This window comes from Chitinophaga jiangningensis (genome assembly GCF_900142605.1).
Classification (GTDB): domain Bacteria; phylum Bacteroidota; class Bacteroidia; order Chitinophagales; family Chitinophagaceae; genus Chitinophaga; species Chitinophaga jiangningensis.
In genome coordinates this window covers 26,261-46,827 of the sequence record NZ_FRBL01000008.1, presented here as the reverse complement: position 1 = coordinate 46,827, position 20,567 = coordinate 26,261, and the positions used below count along the sequence as shown (strand labels likewise).

Sequence of the window (20,567 nt, the reverse complement as noted above, 5' to 3'; positions counted from 1 at the left end):
TTTTTACGTAATTACAAGGACAGTTGTATACCAACAGAAAGTGTGCGGGCAAGCGGATAGGAGACGTGACCAAAGTCTACACCTCTGTCCAGAATGCTGCCGGATCTGCCAATATCCGGGTTGAATCCTTTGTATTTGGTGATGGTAAACAGATTGTCGGCGCTCAGGTAGGCTCTAAGACTGCTTATTTTAGCACGCTCCAGCAGCCTGGTCGGTACTGTGTAACCCAGCTGTAAGGTTTTAAATCTAAAGTAAGAACCGTTTTCCAGGAAGCGGGAGGAGGTCCGGGCGTTGAAGTTTGGATCGTCTATCACCGCACGTGGCATGTCTGTATTGGTATTAGTCGGTGTCCACGCATTGAGTGTAGTGCGGGCATAATTATACTCCAGGTTCATGCCTTCCAGGTCCTGGCGCAGGCCATTATAAATTTTATTTCCCTGGGTGCCTTGTAAAAACAGATTTAGGTCAAAATTATACGCATTGAGGTTGATACCCAGGCCGTATTCGAATGAAGGGAAAGAGCTGCCCATATCGAGGCGATCGGCATTACTGATAGTACCGTCTCCGTTGGCATCGAAAAATTTGATGTCGCCAGGTTTGGCAGAAGGTTGGATTAGCTGTCCATCTTTGCCTTTATAGGCATCAATTTCTTCTTGTGACTGGAAAATGCCAAGGGATTTGATCAGGTAGAAAGCAGCGATTTCGCCACCTGCCTGCGTAAGTGTTGCATCCGCACCATGGTGTGTAGGCTGCCCACCGGCGATTTGCTGTGTACCGGTTCCCAGTGCCAGTACTTTGTTTTTGATTGAAGAAAAGGTTCCTCTTACGCTATAGCTGACAGCACCAACTTTATCATTGTAGCCAATGCCCATTTCTACACCCTTATTGAGGATATTACCTCCGTTTACAAATGGGTCGGCAGCGGAACCGGCAGATCCGGGAATAGGCACCTTTAGCAACAGGTCGGTGGTGTTTTTGCGGAAGTAGTCAGCAGTGAGCGTTAATTTATCATGCAGGAAAGCAGCGTCAATACCTACATCAACGGTTTCAGTATTTTCCCATTTTAAATACGGAGATGCATAGGTGGTTTGGATTGCGCCAAACCATTTGGACTGATTTCCATTAACATAATTAATGTTGGAGTTGATAACCGCGGCATAGCCATAGTCATCAAATTCCTGGTTGCCCAATATACCGTAGCTACCACGTAGTTTCAGCATAGAAACGGAAGCTGGAGATAGGGACCAGAATTTCTCATTGGAAATATTCCATCCTGCTGCGATGGAAGGGAAGTTACCATAGCGATAAGCTGGTGCAAACCGGGAGCTGCCATCGCGGCGGAAGCTGGCAGTAAGCAGGTAGCGGTTGTCATAAGAATAGATCACGCGTCCCAACAGAGAAACGAGTGTGCTTACAAGTTTATTGCCGCTTACAGCGGAGATTATTGCACCATTATCCAGTTCACTGATACCATCAGCGAGGTCATTTTTTGCAGACGCAGAGGAATCTCTTACATATTTCTGGTAAGCATAACCAGCCAGCGCCTGGAAGCTGTGTTTTCCAAAGTCTTTGGCATAGTTCAGTGTGTTTTCCGCCATCACCAGGTTGTACCTGTTACTGGCCTGGGCGAGATTGTTGGTAGGATTGGCAAACAGACCACCCACTTCGTAGCGCCTGGTGTAATCTTTATGAGAAATAAATGCATCCGTGTAGCCCAGGTTGAATTTATATTTGAGTTCAGGCAAAATGGTTAATTCCGCAAACGCATTGGCAATGATAGAGGTCACGTTGGTAGTGATGTCTTCCAGATGCAATTGAGCTACCGGATTAGCCACGTTTACTACTGGGCCGCTGGCGCCTGAGTAGCCACCTATAGCGTTTTCATCATAGATGTTAAACACCGGGATCATTTTCACTGCAGAACCAACCGGGTTACCGCCCTGGCCACCCCAGCCACCTGGCATTTTAGTCCAGTTTTCGCGAGTGAGGATGAGGGACTGGCCCACTTTGAGGCGGCCTTTGGTTGTTTCTGTTTTTTCGCGGATGCCGTAGCGTTTATAACCGGTTACGTCTACGATACCATCCTGATCGTTGTACTGACCGGAGAAGCTATAACGGGTATGTTCCGTACCGCCGCTTACAGAAAGGTTGTATTGCTGCATCATGGCGGTTCTGTATATGGCATCCTGCCAGTCGGTACCTGCACCCAGTTGATTGGGGTTAGCAGCAATATCCAGTCGAGCTAAACCAGCGTTATCATGCGCCATATTACTTACTGTTGCCCATTCCTGTGCATTCAGTACATCATATTTCTTAATCAGTTTTTGTGAACCGAAGTTGGCATTGAATTGGATTACAGGAGGGCCGTTTTTGCCGGACTTGGTAGTAACGAGCACTACGCCGTTTGCAGCACGGGAGCCATAGATAGCGGCGGCAGAGGCGTCTTTGAGTACATCCATGGATTCAATGTCGCCGGGTGCAATGTTGTTAATATTGTTCACCTGCACACCATCTACCAGGTAGAGTGGATTAGCATTGTTAAAAGTACCTACACCACGTACCAGTATTCGCATGCCTGCTCCCGGATCACCGCCGGCGGCTTCCACGGTAACACCTGCAAGTTTGCCCTGCAAGGCCCTGCTCACGTTGCTGGCGCCTTCTGTTTTAATATCACCGCCTTTTAAAGTTGCGATGGAACCCGTCAGGTCTTTTTTCTTAACGGTACCATAACCGATGATCACTACCTCATTAAGGCCGGCAGTGCTTTTTTTCAAAACTATATGAATGGTATTTTCTGCCCCAACGGTGACCTCCTGGGATTCAAATTCCATCGACGAAACGAGTAATTTATCACCCGGATTTACGGAGAGAGAGAATTGGCCTTTCTCATCCGTAATGGCGCCACGGGTGGTACCCTTTACCTGGATGGAAGCCCCGAACACAGGCTGGCTGGTGCCATCCTCCGTTACTTTACCTGTAATTTTTTTCTGTGCATTTACTGCGAGCGTGCAGAGGATAAAAAATAAAAGAATCGCATGCCTGGCCCAGGCAGGTGGTGAGATGCTCACCCCGGTGTACTTAATCATACGGGAATGTTTAGTTTTTCAGATTTTAGTTGGACTTACTGTTTGGCTAAGTTAATTGTCAATAAACGTGGCTCCGATGGATAATAAAATCGTAAAAATGGATAATCTTATTGCCCCCCGCCGCAATATAGTTTTTAATTGTCAAAATGACGCGTAAAAATTTTGAACTTTTTTTGTGCCATCGGTTGCGTAATAAAAATTTAACGGCACCCTTTAAAAATTGTGCTGGCAGCGTTATAATAAAATTATTTTGCAGGGGCGTTTTGCAAATTTTTGTTATTATTAATTTTAAGGAGATGCCAATGCTGCCAGGAAAGTTTTTAAAAGTAAAAGCCGTATGGCTTCTGCATGTATTAACCGGTATGCGCAAAATGCTGCCGATCCGCCGCCAGCGCCGCCACATGCGAGCTGTCAGGCAAAATTTAAACACAAGTGTAGTTTATTTTATTAATTGTTAAAATGACAATTAATATTCATAAATTGTAGCCCGTATCTCAGCAATTTCCGTTATGAATAAATTATTTGTATCCTGCTGCCTGTCGCTCTTAGCCACGGCAGCCTTCAGCCAACAAAAAACTTTTATCGTAAACGCCTCCCGGCCGGGGGCGCCCGTTCAGCCTACCATGTACGGCGTGTTTTTCGAAGACATCAACATGGGGGCCGACGGTGGTATTTACGCTGAACTGGTAAAAAACCGTTCCTTTGAATTTAATAACCCGTTGATGGGCTGGACGGTGAATGGCAAAAAAGAGGAAGGCGACCTCCTCGTACTCAACAGCCACACCTACAACAAAGCCAATCCCAATTTCCTGCGCCTGAAAGTCCACAACCGCCGCAAGGGAGAGTGGGGGCTTACCAATGAAGGCTTCCGCGGCATGGGCATCCGCGCCGGTGTTAGCTACCAGCTGTCTATGATGTACCGTACCGCCAAGCCCGGCATCACCATTCATGCGGAGCTCATGAATGCCAAAGGGAAAGTAATCGGGCATACGGCATTTGATGCAGCTCCAGGTACGGGCGACTGGCAAACAAAAGCCCTGAGCTTTACTGCCGCCGAACAGGACACCTCCGCAAAACTCACCCTGTGGCTGGAAGGCAACGGCACCATCGACCTCGATATGATCTCCCTGTTTCCCGGCGATACCTGGAAGAACAGACCTAAAGGCCTCCGCGCAGATATGGTGCAGATGCTCGCTGATATGAAGCCCGGCTTCATCCGCTTCCCCGGTGGTTGCATCGTGGAAGGGCGCGACCTTGCCAACCGCTTCCAATGGAAGAAAACAGTAGGCCCCGTTGAAAACCGCGAACTCATTATCAATCGCTGGAATACCGAATTTAATCATCGCCTTACGCCCGACTACTACCAGAGCTTCGGACTGGGATTCTTCGAATATTTCCAGCTGGCGGAAGACATCGGCGCAGCACCGCTGCCCATCCTCAACTGCGGCATGGCCTGTCAGTTCAACACCGCCGAACTGGTGCCGATGGAAGACTTACAGCCCTATATCCAGGATGCCATCGACCTCGTGGAATTTGCCAACGGTCCTGCCACCAGCACCTGGGGTAAAGTACGGGCCGATATGGGCCACCCGGAGCCATTTCACCTCACCATGCTCGGTGTAGGTAACGAAAACTGGGGACCGCAATACATTGAACGTGCACGCGCCTTTGCTGCCGCACTCAAAGCCAAACATCCGGAAATTAAACTGGTATTCAGTTCCGGCACTGACCCTAACGGTGCCCGCTTCGATTTCCTGAACGATACCCTGCGTAAAATGAATGCCGACTTCATCGACGAACACTATTACCGCAGCCCGGAATGGTTCCTCGCCAACGCAGCCCGCTATGATAACTACCCGCGCAACGGCTCCAAAGTGTTTGCAGGGGAATACGCCGCACATGAAGACAAAAATTTTGTAGGGTCCGATCGTAATACGCTGCGGGCAGCCATTGCGGAAGCGGCATTCCTGACAGGTTTGGAACGAAATGCAGATGTAGTGCACATGGCTTCCTATGCGCCCTTGTTCGCCAGCGCAGAAGCCTGGCAATGGGCGCCCGACCTCATCTGGGTAAATAACCTGCAGGTAGTGGGCACGCCCAGTTATCAGGTACAGAAACTTTATTCGTTGAACAAAGGCACCCATGTACTACCCCTGTTATCGGCCAACAAGCCTGTAACGGGTCAGGATAGCCTGTACGCATCTGCTGTTATTGATGAGCAGAAAAAGGAAATCATTGTGAAAGTGGTGAATGTGAGCCAACAGGCCGTGACGGGTAAAATTCAGTTGCAGGGGAAAAATAATCTCTCTAAAACTGCCACCCTTACTACACTCGCAGGAAACGACCCGGTAGCGGTGAATCGTTTTAACAATCAACCGGTGGCACCAGTGGAAACAGCAGTAGCCGTTAATAAACAATCGGTAGCGCTTACATTGGCGCCTAATTCACTGCAGGTATTGCGCATCAAGTATTAACCACACCAGCACCGCGCAGGCTGGTGTGGTAGCTGTCGAAAGGGCGAATAGCCCTTTCGACATTATTTCCCGACAGGAAACATATAAAATTGCCGATCCGGCATAAAATCAATCATCCACTGATCCACCACCACATGGTTATCCAACGCCGTAATAGTGAGTGTATGCCTGCCTTGTGATAATTGATGTTGGGTTACCTTTACTGCCTGTCCCCGCATAACGTTCTGTTTCCAGCCTTCCGACCTGTAAGGCTCTTTAAAGGAGCATACCACCGGCCTGCCATCGTCCATCGTTACACTGAAACGAATATCTCCCCGGTCATTCGGCTGCGTAGGAATTACCGCTGTGCGCAGCACGGCCGGCCCTGACTGCTCCACCTCAAAGTCGAAGCTGATGCTGGCCCCTTTGGGCAATGATACCGCCTCCATGCTGTGGCCGAGTGATTGTATGATCCGAAGGTTACCAGTGGCTTTCGTGTAGTCGGCGGCGTTAGCAGCTATTACACCTTTGGTTTTTAACGTTAAATCCGGCGCATTTGCTGTTGTGATATTTTTAACGTCCTTCAGTGGCAGCTCCGGTGCACGGAATACAAGGAGATCACGCGGTTCCGCATGCATCGCATATTTCCATTTGCCACCGGCCATTACGTTGTTATACTGATTCGTTAACTTAACAATCTCCTCATAAGCGTGCTGACTTTTGTAGCAGGCATTTTTTAAAGCGATGGAGTCGGGTAGCGGCTCAGCTGCCAGCCTGCGCGCACGCTGTGCTTCCAGCCATTTGGTAGCCATAGCTGCAGCCCCGTACACAGGATATTTGATACGGGCAAAAAATGCATCCTGCTGGTGAGCAGGGAGCTTTTGCTCCACCTGTTGCAAGGTTTTTTTTATTTGCTCATAACTGTTTAAATACCGATCCAGCTCTCCGCCAAATTCAGTTTCACTGAAAGCTGTATTTACCACAGGCGTCCAGCCACGCGGGTATTTAGCCTTATCTTCTTCAACCTTGCTCCAGCCCATAAATTCAGGACGGCGTATGCCACATAATCTGTAAAATTCCAGGATGGCAGGAAATAACTGTTCACCCGCTGCCTGTCCGAAATCCCGTATCAGGTAACTGCGCATTTTGTTATTAATAGTAGCAGGGGAGATGTCATGGATATTCCAGGCCAGGTCCAGGAAAAATTCCAGATCGTACCCGGCAATTTTAGGGTCGTGTACATTAGCCACCCATAAACGCCTGGCATTGTGATCATAGGCTTCCCGCATTTCATTGTAGATCAGGCCAGGCTGTGTAGTGGTGAGCCAGAGGTAATCGTGCGGGCGGCCCCAGTAGCTGAGGTGATAATACACGCCGGCTCCGCCGCTGCGCTGTTGCTGCTGCGCATCACTCAGGCGGGTCAGGTAACCATAGTTGTCATCGCACCAGGTAAGCATTACATCATCGGGTACCTGCAACCCGTTTTCATAAATTTCCAGCACTTCCTTGTAGGGTACAAACTGCTGTGGGATTTTTTTAAGGTCCGGGTTGATGTATTTGCTAAGCAGCTCGCGCTGTTCATAGATAACACTTTGCAGGGCATCGGTTTTTTCTTTCAGTGTTTTCACGCCTTCCATAGAACCGTCGTGTATACCGCGCATGCCAATGGTGAAGAAGTTTTCAGAGAGCTTCACTTCTTTCAGCCGCTCTATCCAGTAATTGATCACGGCATCATGGTTATCGATATAGCTGAAATGCCCGCGCTGACTCTCTTTCCATTCATCTACATTATTGCGCATCAGTGGCTCGCAGTGCGATGTGCCGATGACGATGCCGCAGCTGTCAGCCATTTCCTTTGCGCCTTTCGTGAAGTAAAACGCCACTGTGCCCGTGTGCATGGCCGGCCAGATGGTGTTGGCACGGAGTCGAAGCAACAGCTTAAACACCTGCTTATAGGTTTGTGCTGAAATAATTCCTGTATCCACCTGCGGATCATAACGTTTTGAACTCCATGGGCGCAGGCTCCAGTCCTCATCATTGATGAAAATGCCACGATAGGCTACGGTAGGCGATTGTAAGTTCCGGTAGGTGGCTGGCACCTGCAACCGCGATTTTTTTTCAGGCTGTACATCGCCCCACCATATCCAGGGCGATACACCTGCGAGGCGGGATAATTCCAGGATGCCATAGGCCGTACCGCGGGCATCGCTGCCCACTACCAGCAGCTGTTGATGGGTGGCTTTGATGAAAAAGGCGTCCATGGCGCCAGCCAGGCTATCGACAGGCACTCCCAGTTGCTTCAGTTCCCGGCTGTTACTATGGCTGAGCTGTACTATGCGGATGTTGCTGTTTTTCCCCGTTGCGGGGGCGGGCATACGACCCGTAACCGCATTTATATCTCCCCGAAACATATCCAGGGCCACCTGTATAATAGGCGAACCGGATGACTGCAGGGAATAAGTAACAGGGGATTTACCGTTATACCACACTACATCCGGGCTTTGAGCGGTAAGGGAAGTAGCAGCAACAATTGAGATACTAAGTAAAAATAAGTGCTTCAAACGCATAGCTGTTGTGAATACGCAAGTGGAATTGCTGATCTGAGAATCAACAAGTATAATAGTTTTTTAGGGAGATGGTAACCTGCACCTACCTGCCCGGTGTAGCGTGCACTAACGGTAATCCCTATGGAAAAATATATTGTGAAGCCGGTACTGCAATGAAAGCGGGCTGTAAAGCGTTTTAAACGTGTTACTGTACAAACTGGTATTTTAATTGTGGTAGCATATTAACCTTACTGTAAGCATTTATAAACCTCTCAACTATCCTCAGCATGAATTACATGAAATCGTATGCGCTGATGGCAGGTATGTTGCTGGCGCTGGCCTCCTGCTCACGCGATGAGCCAGGCCCCGGCACGCCAACAGCTCCTCCAGTGGAAACCAATCCGGCCAACACGAAGTACCAGCCCGCTTTTGCAGGTCAAACACGTGCTAATGGCGCCGTTACAAAAACTAAAATCAAAAAGGAAATCCTCACCTCCGGGTTAACAAGTCCATGGGGTATTGCAGAGCTGCCTGACGGACGACTGCTGGTAACAGAAAAAGCCGGCAACATGCGCATCGTTAAAACTACTGGAGAGGTGAGTGGTCAGATCATGGGGCTGCCGGCGGTAAACGCTGCTGGTCAGGGTGGTTTGTTAGGTGTTTGTCTGGACCCTGATTTCGCGACCAATCGCACCGTTTACTGGACCTTTTCAGAAGCTGTAGCCGGCGGCAACCTCACCTCGGTAGGCAAGGGCCGCTTAGCCGCAGATGAAAAAACTATCGAGGGCGCCACTGTTATCTACCATGCGCTACCGCGCCGCACCAGTAGTCTGCACTATGGCAGCCGCATTCTGTTCGACAAAACCGGCAATCTGGTGATCAGCACCGGAGAAGGTTCCAATCTGGATACACGGCCGCTGGCCCAATCTGTTACCGCCGTGTTAGGAAAGATTATCCGGATTACCAAAACCGGGCAGGCGGCAGCAGGGAACCCTGTATTTGAAGGCGCAGGCGCATTACCGGAACTTTATAGCATTGGCCACCGCAACCCACAGGGCCTGGCCTTTCATCCGGTTACTGGTGAACTATGGGAATGCGAACATGGTCCGCGCGGTGGTGATGAAGTAAATCGAATTCAGCCTGGCCGTAACTACGGCTGGCCCATCATCACCTATGGTATTGAATACAGTGGCGAACCCATCGGCGATGCCATTCAGCAGAAAAATGGGATGGAACAGCCGGTATATTACTGGGATCCCGTCGTATCCCCCAGCGGTATGACGTTTTATGCAGGTAAACGCGTGCCGGAATGGGAAAATAATCTCTTCCTCGGTGCCCTGTCAGGCCAGCATATAGTACGCCTGGTATTCAGCAATAACAAGGTAATTGGGGAGGAGCGACTGCTGGCGGGCGAAGGGCAGCGCTTCCGTGACATCATCCAGGGCAAATCCGGCGCCTTGTATGCCATTACGGACCAAGGCCGCCTGTACCGCATCGATAGAGAGTAATTTTTTTCTCGCAAAGAGGCGTAAGGATTTTAAGCTTGCAAAGATTTAGTGGGCTTTAGGCGCCTTCGGCGCCAGGAGCGATCTTTTTTGCACGCAAAGCAGCCAAGCAGGTAAGCAGCAAAGGCTTGTGTTTTTGTAGTGTATTTTATAAGTTTCATATTTAATAATAGTATAAGCGACCGGTTTGCTGGTCGCTTATTTTTTTATTACGAGCTTTAAGCTTTGTACAACATACGAAAGTTCCTTTTAAATAAATATCAAAAAACATAATAAAACATAAAACATAAAACATAAAACAAGTCTTTGCTGCTTACCTGCTTGGCTGCTTTGCGTGCAAAAAAGACCTACATAATCAACTCTTTCCGCGAAAAAAATGCTTTCCTGGTCACCCATCTTTTACTGGAACCTTCTACGAATATTTTTTGCAGTTTGAGAATGCATTTGTAAATTCGACTGCCATTCTGAAAATTAGGGGCCACGAGGCCTGTTTATTATTCCTGTCCTTATTCCGCACAACGTATACCTGTGAAATGACCATTATCACCACCGGAATCCTCAATGAGATTACATGGCGAGCATCATCAATGTGGTTACAGAAGAACTGATCGTTCTAACCCCTTTATTTACCGTAGGTCGGAATGCAAGTCTGGTAAACCTGCACTTGTCTTTTGGCGACGTATCCCAGTCCCACGCTACCTTGTTATGGTCCAGGGAGGGCTGGCAGCTCCGGGATCATAGTCGCAACGGCACCTTGCTGGATGGCGAACATATCTGGCAGCGCACCGTCAGGCTTACTAAAAATCACACGCTTCAATTTGGCAGCGATGCACAAACGAAATGGAAACTGATGGATCTGGAACCACCTTTTCCTTTTTTGAAGTCGCTCAACCGCCGCAATCATATCATCCGCTTATCTTTCGCTACCGCGTTGCCCGACCAGGTGCAGCACGAGGCCGCCATCTATTTCCTGCCGGAGAAAGGCTGGGTATATGAAAGGGAAGGCAACGTAAACACCCTGGCACATGGACATAAGATCGTTTTTGCAGATGATGAATGGGAGTTCGTATCCATTACCGAAATGGAGGATACGGTAGACCAGCAATCGCTGATAGCCGGCGCCAGGTTGATGTTTTACCTCAGCCTGAATGAAGAGCATATCCGGATGGAGCTGCAGCTGAACCCGCATCATTCGCTGGACCTGGGCAGCCGCTCGCATAATTACCTGTTGTTATCGTTGGCCCGTAAACGTTATAATGACCACCTTCGGCAACTCCCTGATGCAGATCAGGGCTGGTGTACCATCGATGAAATAACCGAAGACCTGTCGCGTGAAATGCAAAAAGAAATAGATGTTTATTTCCTCAACCTCCAGATTTTCCGCTTACGCAAACAGTTATGTGAAATTCCTGAAATAGGATACCTGTTCAGTAATATTATAGAGAGAAGATCAGGTGAAATTCGCCTGGGTCATCCGTATTTCAGTATCATCAAAGGAAACCATAAAGAGGCAGATGTAACATCCCTCCGATAATCCTGTATATGAAAAATGAAACCATGCTGACTGCCGGATTTCCGGTAGTTAGTAACTATGAACTGCTGGAAGCAGCCGGCGAAGGCGCTACCTGTCATGTGTACAAAGCCATACAGCAACATACCCGGCAGCTGGTGGCGCTGAAAGTACTGAAGCCTGTACTGTCGCAATCCATTCAGCTGAACCGCTTTGAGCGTGAGGCTAAGGTATGTGCAGGTATTAGTCATCCGTATATTGTAAAGCTGCTCGACAAGGGCACTACCGCCGATGGTGCGCCGTTTGTAGCTTTCGAGTTCCTCGAAGGACTTACACTCCGGCAGCAGCTGCAGCGTAGCGGCGCGCTCTCTGTTGCTGAAACGCAGGCACTGATGGGGCAACTCCTGGATGCACTCTGTTGCGCACACGCCAATGGAGTAGCGCACCGCGACCTGAAACCGGACAATATTATCATTATCCGTTCCGGCGCCAGACCGCATGTGAAGATCCTTGATTTCGGCATCAGTACGTTTGTACAGGATATACAGCATACTGATGCCATGGGCACACCGGCTTATTGTGCTCCCGAGCAGTTGCGCGGAGAGCCGCCTACCACCCGTGCGGACCTCTATGCATGGGGGCTCATACTCATCGAATGTTTAACCGGCTGCGCCGCCATTCAGGGCAACAGCATCCCAGATATTTACTACCAGCAACTGGGACCTGATCCAATTCCGATTCCGGCGTTTCTGAAAAGTCATCCGATACATGATCTGCTGCAGGCAGTGCTGGCCAAGCATCCCGGCGATCGCCTCAGCAACGTGCACACCTTGTTTGAACGTTTTCAGCAACTGGATTTATCGACACTGCAACCGCAACTGGCCTCAACGGAATTATTGCAGAACAGCAGCAATGCTACTCAGGATAACTCACTGGCATGGATGTACGAAAAGAAAGAAAAACGACAGATCACCATCCTGTGCGGCAGCGTGCGACTGCTGCAAACACCCGATGCCACTGCTGACGAGGACATTCTCGAGGAAATCCAGAAAGCCCAGCTGACGGCCTGCATCGATATTGCTACCCGCAGTGGCGGCTTTCTGAAAGGTGTGTTTGCGGATCAGTTTATGATCTACTTTGGCTATCCCACTTCAGAAGGGAATGCGGCCTACCTGGCAGGTAAGGCAGCATTTGAAATACTAACAGCTACGGATGCACGTAGCAAACGCCTGCAGCGCCAGTATGGGCTGCAGCTGGAAACCCGCATCAGTATTCATACCGGGAGTGTAATTTGTCGCCCGCAGCGCATACCGGAAGGCACTGCTCCCAACTACGCTTACCGACAACTGTCCTATGCTGCAAATCAGCGTATAGTCGTTTCCGTGGCTACGAAGCAGTTACTATCGCACCTGGCGGTATTTGAGCGTCCCCTGCATCTCCCGGAAGAATTTGCGGATGTCTCCTATATGGTAAAGGAACGCCGTGGCAGCGCTTTCGCCCGACTGCGGGAGGGGCAGCACAAAGGCCTCTATGGCCGTACAAAAGCGTTGCAGGTAATTCAGCAGGCCTGGGAAAGCAACGGAGCCATGCTGCTGATACGCGGCGTAGCGGGTATGGGGAAGTCGCGACTGATATACGAAGCATCCCGGGCAGCGGGCAATGAACTGATTGAAGTGCGTTGTATGCCGGAATACCGGCACCGGGATTTATATATCATCTTCAGCGTATTGCAGCAGCACTACGGATTCCGGGCGGACTTACCACCCGAAACCAACCTGGCGTTGCTGTCGGATATGCTGGAAGTAGCGGAGCTGGACAAAGTTACGGTCATGCCTATACTCCTGTCGTGCCTGGGTATGGCGTTTACAGCGGAATTTCAGCCATCGCTGTTATCGCCGGGAGCCCAGCGCCGCCAGCTCGTGCATGCGTTGATCCAATGTTTGACTCACATCTCTCTGGAAAAAAAATACCTCGTGATTATTGAAGACCTGCACTGGATAGATTCCGGGAGTGCGGTGGTGTTACAGGAAATAGCAGAGCGGCAGCTGTGTAAAAGTATGCTGTTACTGTTATCGGCCAGGCCTGCGTTTGAGTGGCGATGGGAAGGCTGTGACTTATTGGAACTGGATCCGCTGGATCATGCCGCATCCACTGATTTGATCCATGAGCTATTGCAGGATAAAGGCGCGGATCAGGAGTGTATACAGTACCTGCTACAGCATACGGACGGTATCCCGTTTTTTATAGAAGAGCTTACCCGCTACCTGTTGGCTAAAGAGCTGCTGGTGTATGATGGCATCCGCTACCGGTTTGCGGACAGTATGTTGCCCCTAACGGTGCCGCTTACACTAAATGAAATACTGATAGCGCGGCTGGATGTGTTGGGCAATGCCCGTGAAACCGCACAGCTGGCCGCTTGTGTGGGCAGAGAGGTGTCGTGGCAGCTGCTGCGGCAAATTTCCTCGCTGGAAGAGGAGATGCTGCAACAACACCTGCAAATGCTGGAGGCCCAGGATATCATTTACCGGCTGCATACGGAAAAAGGCCTGGTATATGTTTTCCGGCATGCCCTGATCTGCGAAGTGGCTTACCAGAGCCTGTTGCTGAATATGCGGCGACGCATACATGCCCGCATAGCCGGTGTACTGCTGGAGGAAGAAAACCCCAACGATCCGCATCATGCCGCCACCATTGCGCGGCATCTCTATCATGCCGGTAATTGCATGGAGGCGGTGGACTGGCAGATCAAAAGCGTGCAGCTGATGCTGGGAGGGATCACTGGGAAGGAATCGCTGGTGCTTTGTCAGCAGGCGCTGAAGTGGTTATATACGCTGCCGGAAGAGGCAATTCGTACGCAGAAAGAGGTAATGGTGCGACATCTCATGTTATCCGTACTGGTGGTATTGGAAAGCTACGGAGCGCCCGCCGTGAAGGAGCAGCTGGATATACTGATGGCGCTGTATCAGTGCCGTGAGGCAAATGAAGAGATATTGCCGGCGATGCTGATGTACTGTAATTATTACGCGATGACGGGCAACTGGAAGCAGGCCACTGCTACGGCGCAGCACCTGCATACTGTTGCGCATTCCACTAAAAATCTCAAGTACAGCATTGTATCGTCCGTGTTTCTGGGGCTGCAATATTTCAACAACGGTGAGCTGCGCAATGCTGCCGCTATGATGGAAGAGGCGCTGGCACTCTATGATCCGGCGCTGCATAGTAGTCTGGCTTATGAGTTCGGGCTGGACCAGGAAGCGCTGGCGAGCAGTACGCTGGCCTGTGTATACACACTGGCAGGAGAGGAAAGTAAGGCGGAAACAATGATTAAGCGGGCCATCGAGAAGGTGGAGGCCATTGCGCATCCCCATACCACGGCTTCTACCTGGCTGGGGCTGGCCTGTGTATATTTTTATCAGCGCAACAGGAAACAGGTAAATCACTACAGTACGGCGTTATTGCAGGTCAACGAATCGAGCCAGCTGCATATGTTTGGTAACTACGGGGCGATGCTGCAGGCCTGGGCTAATCATGATTTAGCTGCTGCCAAAGCGGCGCTGGAAAAGGAGGCGCAGAAAGGCATACAATCGATGAATAGTTTCTGGAATGCGGTGGTGGCAGAAATTGAGATGCACGTAAACGAGCAGGAGGCTGCGCTGCAACGGCTTACGGCATCGCTGCTGCTGATAGGTGAAGCGGATGGCGCCTTGTACCATGCGGAAATTCACCGGCTGCTGGCAGTTTTACATGCCGGAAAAAATAATGACGCCCTGGCGGCAACACACCTGAAAACAGCCAGTGATATTGCGAATGCCCAGCAGGCTGTGCTAATACGGCAACGTATACACGCTGATATGAATCACGCACTTTAAAACCAAAGTATATGAACCCTGAATTATCCAACAAATGGCTGGCAGCCTATTATGAAGCCTTACAATTATCCTGGACTGTTCCTGATTTTAAGCCGCTATTGCTGCGTGATTCACGGCTGGCGCTGCAATCGGTTAATTTCACTTATCCGGACACCATCACCCTGGAGTTTAAGGAAGTGACCGATGGCAATTTTTCGAACTTCCCGGAATTTCCGATCAGTATTTTTGATTATCCTCCTGCTACCCCCACTACGCTGAAAGTGCCACTGGTACCACCACCGCCACCCGGCTCTACTGATCTTTCTTATCTGCTGACCCTTCAGAAGCCGTTAATGCTTTGCTGCTGTATGTGCTTTTGATAAAATGTACCATATGCAATATTCATTTTTTACTCAAAAGGGCCATCACGGGCAGTTTATAGAGATGTACCGGGATGCAGCCCACAGCCAGCTGTTTGGCTGGATGTGCAGTTACCCGGCGCCGGATCATCCCGGCAGGGTGGTGGAATTATGGGCGCTGATGGCGGCGGAAGATGTTACCTTATCCGGCGTGGCTTTTTACCCGGTGCAGGTCACTACCGGGTTTGTACCGCATAACTTCGACACATGGCTGCTGAAGTTGCGCGAGGGCCCAGCCTTTGAAGCCTTAGTTTATCGCATGGCGGATTTTGAGCTGCCTGATACGAAGAAAAGCTTCACCGGTACGCTGGTGAACGGGATTTATAACAGTAATGGTGATCCGCATGTAAAACCTGTGCTGGTGGCGGTTACACTGATGTCTGCACAGCGGCAGCTGGATGAACAGGCTGCTGTGTCCGAACAGCTGATGCTGATGGGCACTTTTGAGGCTTCGGAGCCCATGCTGTTGTATTCCCCGTTAAAAGAGCTGGATCCACCCATTACTTCGCAGGAGTTCCTGGAAGGTAAAGGTGTACCGGGGATTACGCTCACTGGCTCAAAAGCCACTGTGCCGCTCAGGGAGCGGGTATTGACCATGATAGGCTCCACTTCTCCGGAGCAAAACATTCAACGCTTCATAGCATTAAAAGAGTTAGCAGATGGCATTACAATCCATGGATGAGTTATTGCTGCTTGCTCCTGGTTCGCGCTTCCTCCCGTTGGGGGAAGTGGCGGGCCTGGTGCTGGGTAGCAGTATTATTCCCGTTTCAGGGAAGTTGCCGGTGGCGCTGATCAAAATGATACAGCAGCAGTCCATATCCATTGCTGGTTGCATACAGGAACTGCAGGCTACCTTTCCCGTGCCTCAGCTGCTGGTGGAACTGGATCGGCTGAAGTCGGCCGGCGTGTTTACCAGTCAGCAGATGATGGAAAACGCTTATGTTTTATTACCCGACATTACTATTGCTGATCATAAGTATGAAATTTTTCAGGCAGATGGCAATGCATTGTCAGCAGCAGTTGCAGCGTGGCGGGAAGCGATAGCGGCAGGGAAGTACTGGATTCCGGTAACTACCGGAAACGGGTATACGATCATTGGTCCTGTTTTTAAAAACGATAGCAAGTTTTGCCCGCAGTGTATGTTTAGGCGGATGGACAGGTATGGTCAGGAAGACGTAGAAGCCGTTGTGCCAAAAGACCTCCGAGTACCGTCGCAATTGGCGGATGCTGTGCGGGAGGCCTTGCTGCACCTAAAGGCAGGGGCGACGGCAGGAGAATACTATCATGTAGGCAAGGCTTATCAATTGCACCAGTACCGCTTACACCCCCGGCCTGAATGTGAGGTTTGCGGGGACAGGCATGCCTTGTCGAAACAGATGCAGATGCCCATAATATTAACGGATACACGTACTATATATCGTGCGGAGCCGCCGGCCGTAACCTGGGAAAAATGGAGTCACCATATTAACCCGGTGACCGGGATTGTACGGCAGTTTGATAAGCTGGGGGAATTTACCTATCGTGCTTTAATACCGGATGCAGCCCCTTTTACTTTTTTGCCGGCTTACGGTAAGGGCTATACGGAAACGGCGGCGATGATAAGTGCACTTTGTGAGGCAATAGAGCGCTGGAGTGCCTGCTGGCGGGGGGATGAGCCGCTGCTACTGGCCACCGCAGAAGAATTACAACCTTATACCGTTTCACCTGGCAGCGTCCAGCATCCTGCACCGCAACAACTGCAATGGCCGGAGGATACGCCCGCACTGGGGCCGGTACCGGATACCACGGCGGTGAGTCGCTGGTTGCCGGGATGGTCGCTTACGCACAACGAAAGGCGGTATATACCCGCTGATATAGTATTATATAATTTGCCAGTTACGGGAGATGGCAGGGCAGCTGTGTTTGAGTCCAACGGTATGGCCGCAGGCAGCACACTGCCGGAAGCCATTTTACAGGGGCTGCTGGAATTGATCGAGCGGGATGCCGTGGCCATCTGGTGGTTTAACCGGCTGGAACGCCCGGAAGCGCCGCTGGCATTACTCCATGGCAATGAATGGTGGCAGGAGCAGTGGACCGCCTTAACAACGGAAGGATGGAACATACAGCTGCTGGACCTCACCATTGACACCGGTGTATACGTGGTAGCCGCAGTAGGAGAGCTGTCCGGCGCGTACCTGACAGGATATGGTTGCACTTATTCCATGGAAGAGGCCATGCTGCGGGCTTTTACGGAGTTGTTGCAGATCCGTGCTATCATGAAGCCGGTGGTGCCTCCGCCCGGACTGGATACGGATTACCTCCGCCCGCATACAGGAGCTAAGCGTTTTGAAGCCGCTGTTGTAAAGGGCAGTGCGGAAGAAATGGCCATGCAAATAATAGCAGGACTGCAAACCATACATATAGAAACGATCGTGGTGAACCTCACCCGGCCGGACGCAGGCCTGCCGGTAGTAAAGGTGATGGCCCCGGGCTTGCGCGCTTTCCGGCCAAGGTTTGGCGGCGGCAGATTGTACGAAGTGCCGGTAGCATTGGGGTTAAGAGAAGAAGTGACGGCATACCATGCGCTCACGCCTATGTGGCTCGTGCCCTTACAAGGCAATACTGCAAAGTGAGTTTTACATCTCCCGGAAAAAAACTAAATGAAATATGATGAAATAGGAATACGGCAGCTGCCATTGTAGTTTTGAGGTATCAAGTCAAACGGAGCTCCACGACTGATACCGGGCGGAAACCGAAAAGCCTTAACAGAGTAGGTAATCAATACTAAACTATGAAACAATGGCAGACTACAGTTTAAACGTTGGTTTTACCAACGATCAGTTACAGGTATTATACGCTACTGGAACCAACGTGGTAGTAGCAAAACCCTCAGGTTCAGGCAACCCTAATGTGGCCTGGCAGGTATTCAAACCGTTAATGGCTAACCAGCTTTCCTGGGACGAGCAGTATGGTCTTTACGCCTCCACCAGCAGTGTAACCAACGGGGCTACCCTTTCTCAAATGTCCAATGTACCAGTAGGTGCAGCCATGAACAAACTCTACACCCTGCAGGATTCTGGCGTAATTTCCGGCCCGGCCAGTGGAGGTCAGCCAAACGCATTTTCACTGCTGAATACTTATAGCAGCAAGGATTATATGACGGTTGGTTTATACCAGAATGCGAATGTAAATGGTGTAGATATCCTTGGTAACGCTATTTCAGCGGTGCCAGTACTGAAAATGAGCACGGCGGTAATGACTCCTTACACCACTGTTTACATCTGGTTGCAATCCCAGGTAAAAAGCAATTCAGTGGTAACCACAGTGACCTCCCCAATGACGCAGCTGAATTATGGTGGTGGTATTAACTCCATCTCTGTTGCATACGACAGTGACTCAGGTAAATTTCTGCCTACCGGTAATTTCTCCATGAGCGCACAGCGGCCTGATATTGCTTACATTGAAGCGGCACTCTGATTTCCACTATTATATAACCCGTAGGAGGCCTTTTGCAGGCCTCCTTTTTAATGACAATCCTATGGAAAATTGGGAGAATGGTAACACGTCGCTCAGCGATCTGTTATACGCCATGCAACAACGTAACCTGGTGTACAATGGCGATTTCCGCTACTATAGTAACCAGGTAATGGCTGGTGGTTTTATTACCTATAATTGTCCGGATGGCTGGGTATTTGAAAATCCCGGCCAGTTTGGAACCGTAGGTTTTGATGTGGCTTCCAACAGCTGCTATATTAATACCGGAGGTAGCACGGAACCCACAGTATTTCGCCAGGCAATACATGAATTTCCACGCTGGCAAGTGGTGCTGCAGGGGAGCTATGTATCGGCGACTGTGATCATGAACATCTCCGGTAACTACCCGGTAAGCTGTACACTTACGGATAACATTGATGGAGACACCGTTACCAGGAGCACAGCCGGCGACGTTCAATTTGATCTGCAGCTAAAGGTCAACGACAATGCGACCGGCGTATATCTGTCCGTAGAATGTAAAGTGCCCAATGTGCGGCTAAAAATTTCCCAGGTATATGCAAACGTAGGTAAAGTGGCGATTATTAGTCTGCCCACCATGGTGCAGGGCATCATCGGTGAAAGGCGGCAGTATATCGCCACGGAAACCGCGCCTGCGGAAGAAATTTCGCTTTGTCAGGCGCCCATTTCGCTGGGAGAAGGCTATTCCCGCCTTAACTCGGTGCTGAATGGTCGCTTCGGCAGCAGTAGCACCGGGCTTTCCATGACGCCGGATATGCGGGGGTATTTTAGTCGCTCCTGGAACAATGGCTCGCCTAACGACCCCGATGCGGGGCAGCGCACCGCCCTGGGCGGCACCGTTACCGGCGACCATGCAGGAACCCTGGAACAAGACATGTTTCTGAAGCATAGCCACCCGTTGTCATGGACCGCTAACCAGCCCAGCATGGGCGGTAATGCCGGGTCTGTAACCGTTATCAATACGCTACAGCAATCCAAAACCGGCGATACCGGCGGCAATGAAACGCGGCCGAAAAATATCGCAGAGCTGTATACGATTAAATGGGCCTGATCATATAAATAGCAGTTAGTAATGATGTTTGATTCAGGGCTGGCTGTTGAGCCGGCCCTTTTGTGGTGAGCGTGGTAAAATTTATATCTTCGCCGCCAAATAACCTGTATGCACCTACGGAATTTTCTTCAATTATTGTGTGCCCTCCTGCTTACCTTGCAAGCCTTCGCCGGCGGCATGTCCGCCTGGGAAGAGAAAACACCCAAAGGCAACAACATCTATTACGATGGCACTGCCGGCGGCTGGATAACTTTAACCCTGGATACCACCGAGGTAATGTTCAGGCATTTCTATTTCTACAAAGGCTGCACCATTGCTACGGACGATTCCCTGCATTACATTATCAACGAAAATAATAACACCATTCAGCGTTTTGATAACGAGGCCGCCTGGAAGGCTGCCATCAAGGCACAGGGGCTGAACCCTTTATGGAAGAGGGAGTACAATGATGCCTATGGTACGGATAAGTTTGGGCATATATTGCTGCTTATTTTCTTCCCAATACCTTTGCTGCTGCCCATTTTGTGGCTGGTGTGCCTGATCAGCCTGTTTTTCACATCCAGGAAATTTTTTACAGCCAGAAAGCATTTTTCGTGGATATACCCGGTGATAGTGCTGCTGGTAATTTTATACGATAACATCCCTCAGAGCATTTAA

Annotated in this window: 13 protein-coding genes; 11 read left to right on the top strand and 2 right to left on the bottom strand. The window is 50.2% G+C overall.

Annotated features, from left to right (window positions below):
• Positions 1 to 11 precede the first annotated feature (11 nt).
• Positions 12 to 3,086, bottom strand: a complete 3,075-nt coding sequence (locus BUB18_RS20865; protein ID WP_073084823.1) for a SusC/RagA family TonB-linked outer membrane protein — start codon at positions 3,084 to 3,086, stop codon at positions 12 to 14.
• 146 nt (positions 3,087 to 3,232) lie between these two features.
• On the opposite strand from BUB18_RS20865, the gene BUB18_RS29445 reads away from it, so the two are divergent.
• Together BUB18_RS29445 and BUB18_RS20855 are read left to right on the top strand one after the other, a co-directional pair.
• Positions 3,233 to 3,544 (top strand): hypothetical protein, encoded by a 312-nt coding sequence (locus tag BUB18_RS29445; protein WP_143160032.1) that lies wholly within the window; start codon positions 3,233 to 3,235, stop codon positions 3,542 to 3,544.
• Positions 3,545 to 3,595: 51 nt separating this feature from the next.
• Complete coding sequence (locus tag BUB18_RS20855) at positions 3,596 to 5,560, top strand: alpha-L-arabinofuranosidase C-terminal domain-containing protein (protein ID WP_073084819.1); 1,965 nt, start codon at positions 3,596 to 3,598, stop codon at positions 5,558 to 5,560.
• Positions 5,561 to 5,622: 62 nt separating this feature from the next.
• Here the strand turns inward: BUB18_RS20855 and BUB18_RS20850 are convergent, their stop codons facing one another.
• Positions 5,623 to 8,100 (bottom strand): glycosyl hydrolase 115 family protein, encoded by a 2,478-nt coding sequence (locus tag BUB18_RS20850; protein WP_218588072.1) that lies wholly within the window; start codon positions 8,098 to 8,100, stop codon positions 5,623 to 5,625.
• 272 nt (positions 8,101 to 8,372) lie between these two features.
• Here BUB18_RS20850 and BUB18_RS20845 point away from each other — a divergent pair, with 272 nt between their 5' ends.
• The 9 genes from BUB18_RS20845 (at position 8,373) to BUB18_RS20805 (ending at position 20,567) form a co-directional block, all read left to right on the top strand.
• On the top strand, positions 8,373 to 9,593 hold the full coding sequence (locus BUB18_RS20845) for a PQQ-dependent sugar dehydrogenase (RefSeq protein ID WP_073084816.1): 1,221 nt from the start codon (positions 8,373 to 8,375) through the stop codon (positions 9,591 to 9,593).
• 568 nt (positions 9,594 to 10,161) lie between these two features.
• Entirely contained in the window at positions 10,162 to 11,124 is a 963-nt protein-coding gene (locus tag BUB18_RS20840; protein WP_073084814.1) for an FHA domain-containing protein, read from the top strand.
• A gap of 8 nt (positions 11,125 to 11,132) precedes the next feature.
• Complete coding sequence (locus BUB18_RS20835; protein WP_073084812.1) at positions 11,133 to 14,969, top strand: TOMM system kinase/cyclase fusion protein; 3,837 nt, start codon at positions 11,133 to 11,135, stop codon at positions 14,967 to 14,969.
• An 11-nt stretch (positions 14,970 to 14,980) separates the two neighbouring features.
• Positions 14,981 to 15,328 (top strand): hypothetical protein, encoded by a 348-nt coding sequence (locus BUB18_RS20830; RefSeq protein ID WP_073084810.1) that lies wholly within the window; start codon positions 14,981 to 14,983, stop codon positions 15,326 to 15,328.
• 13 nt (positions 15,329 to 15,341) lie between these two features.
• On the top strand, positions 15,342 to 16,049 hold the full coding sequence (locus BUB18_RS20825) for a hypothetical protein (protein ID WP_143160031.1): 708 nt from the start codon (positions 15,342 to 15,344) through the stop codon (positions 16,047 to 16,049).
• Complete coding sequence (locus tag BUB18_RS20820; RefSeq protein ID WP_073084807.1) at positions 16,027 to 17,979, top strand: TOMM precursor leader peptide-binding protein; 1,953 nt, start codon at positions 16,027 to 16,029, stop codon at positions 17,977 to 17,979. Before BUB18_RS20825 ends, BUB18_RS20820 begins: the two co-directional genes overlap by 23 nt.
• A gap of 166 nt (positions 17,980 to 18,145) precedes the next feature.
• The gene (locus BUB18_RS20815; RefSeq protein ID WP_073084805.1) at positions 18,146 to 18,823 is read left to right on the top strand and encodes a hypothetical protein; all 678 of its coding nucleotides are present in this window, start codon (positions 18,146 to 18,148) and stop codon (positions 18,821 to 18,823) included.
• Between the two features lie 61 nt (positions 18,824 to 18,884).
• A complete protein-coding gene (locus BUB18_RS20810) occupies positions 18,885 to 19,910 on the top strand; it encodes a hypothetical protein (RefSeq protein WP_073084803.1) in 1,026 nt (341 codons plus the stop codon).
• Positions 19,911 to 20,018: 108 nt separating this feature from the next.
• Positions 20,019 to 20,567, top strand: a complete 549-nt coding sequence (locus BUB18_RS20805) for a hypothetical protein (protein ID WP_143160030.1) — start codon at positions 20,019 to 20,021, stop codon at positions 20,565 to 20,567.

What these genes read in the sequence shown, in the direction of transcription:
- BUB18_RS29445 (WP_143160032.1), top strand. Translation starts at nt 3,233, where the DNA reads ATGACGCGTAAAAATTTTGAACTTTTTTTGTGCCATCGGTTGCGTAAT.
- BUB18_RS20865 (WP_073084823.1), bottom strand. Translation starts at nt 3,086, where the DNA reads ATGATTAAGTACACCGGGGTGAGCATCTCACCACCTGCCTGGGCCAGG.
- BUB18_RS20805 (WP_143160030.1), top strand. Translation starts at nt 20,019, where the DNA reads ATGCACCTACGGAATTTTCTTCAATTATTGTGTGCCCTCCTGCTTACC.
- BUB18_RS20810 (WP_073084803.1), top strand. Translation starts at nt 18,885, where the DNA reads ATGGAAAATTGGGAGAATGGTAACACGTCGCTCAGCGATCTGTTATAC.
- BUB18_RS20815 (WP_073084805.1), top strand. Translation starts at nt 18,146, where the DNA reads ATGGCAGACTACAGTTTAAACGTTGGTTTTACCAACGATCAGTTACAG.
- BUB18_RS20820 (WP_073084807.1), top strand. Translation starts at nt 16,027, where the DNA reads ATGGCATTACAATCCATGGATGAGTTATTGCTGCTTGCTCCTGGTTCG.
- BUB18_RS20845 (WP_073084816.1), top strand. Translation starts at nt 8,373, where the DNA reads ATGAATTACATGAAATCGTATGCGCTGATGGCAGGTATGTTGCTGGCG.
- BUB18_RS20825 (WP_143160031.1), top strand. Translation starts at nt 15,342, where the DNA reads ATGCAATATTCATTTTTTACTCAAAAGGGCCATCACGGGCAGTTTATA.
- BUB18_RS20855 (WP_073084819.1), top strand. Translation starts at nt 3,596, where the DNA reads ATGAATAAATTATTTGTATCCTGCTGCCTGTCGCTCTTAGCCACGGCA.
- BUB18_RS20840 (WP_073084814.1), top strand. Translation starts at nt 10,162, where the DNA reads ATGGCGAGCATCATCAATGTGGTTACAGAAGAACTGATCGTTCTAACC.
- BUB18_RS20835 (WP_073084812.1), top strand. Translation starts at nt 11,133, where the DNA reads ATGAAAAATGAAACCATGCTGACTGCCGGATTTCCGGTAGTTAGTAAC.
- BUB18_RS20830 (WP_073084810.1), top strand. Translation starts at nt 14,981, where the DNA reads ATGAACCCTGAATTATCCAACAAATGGCTGGCAGCCTATTATGAAGCC.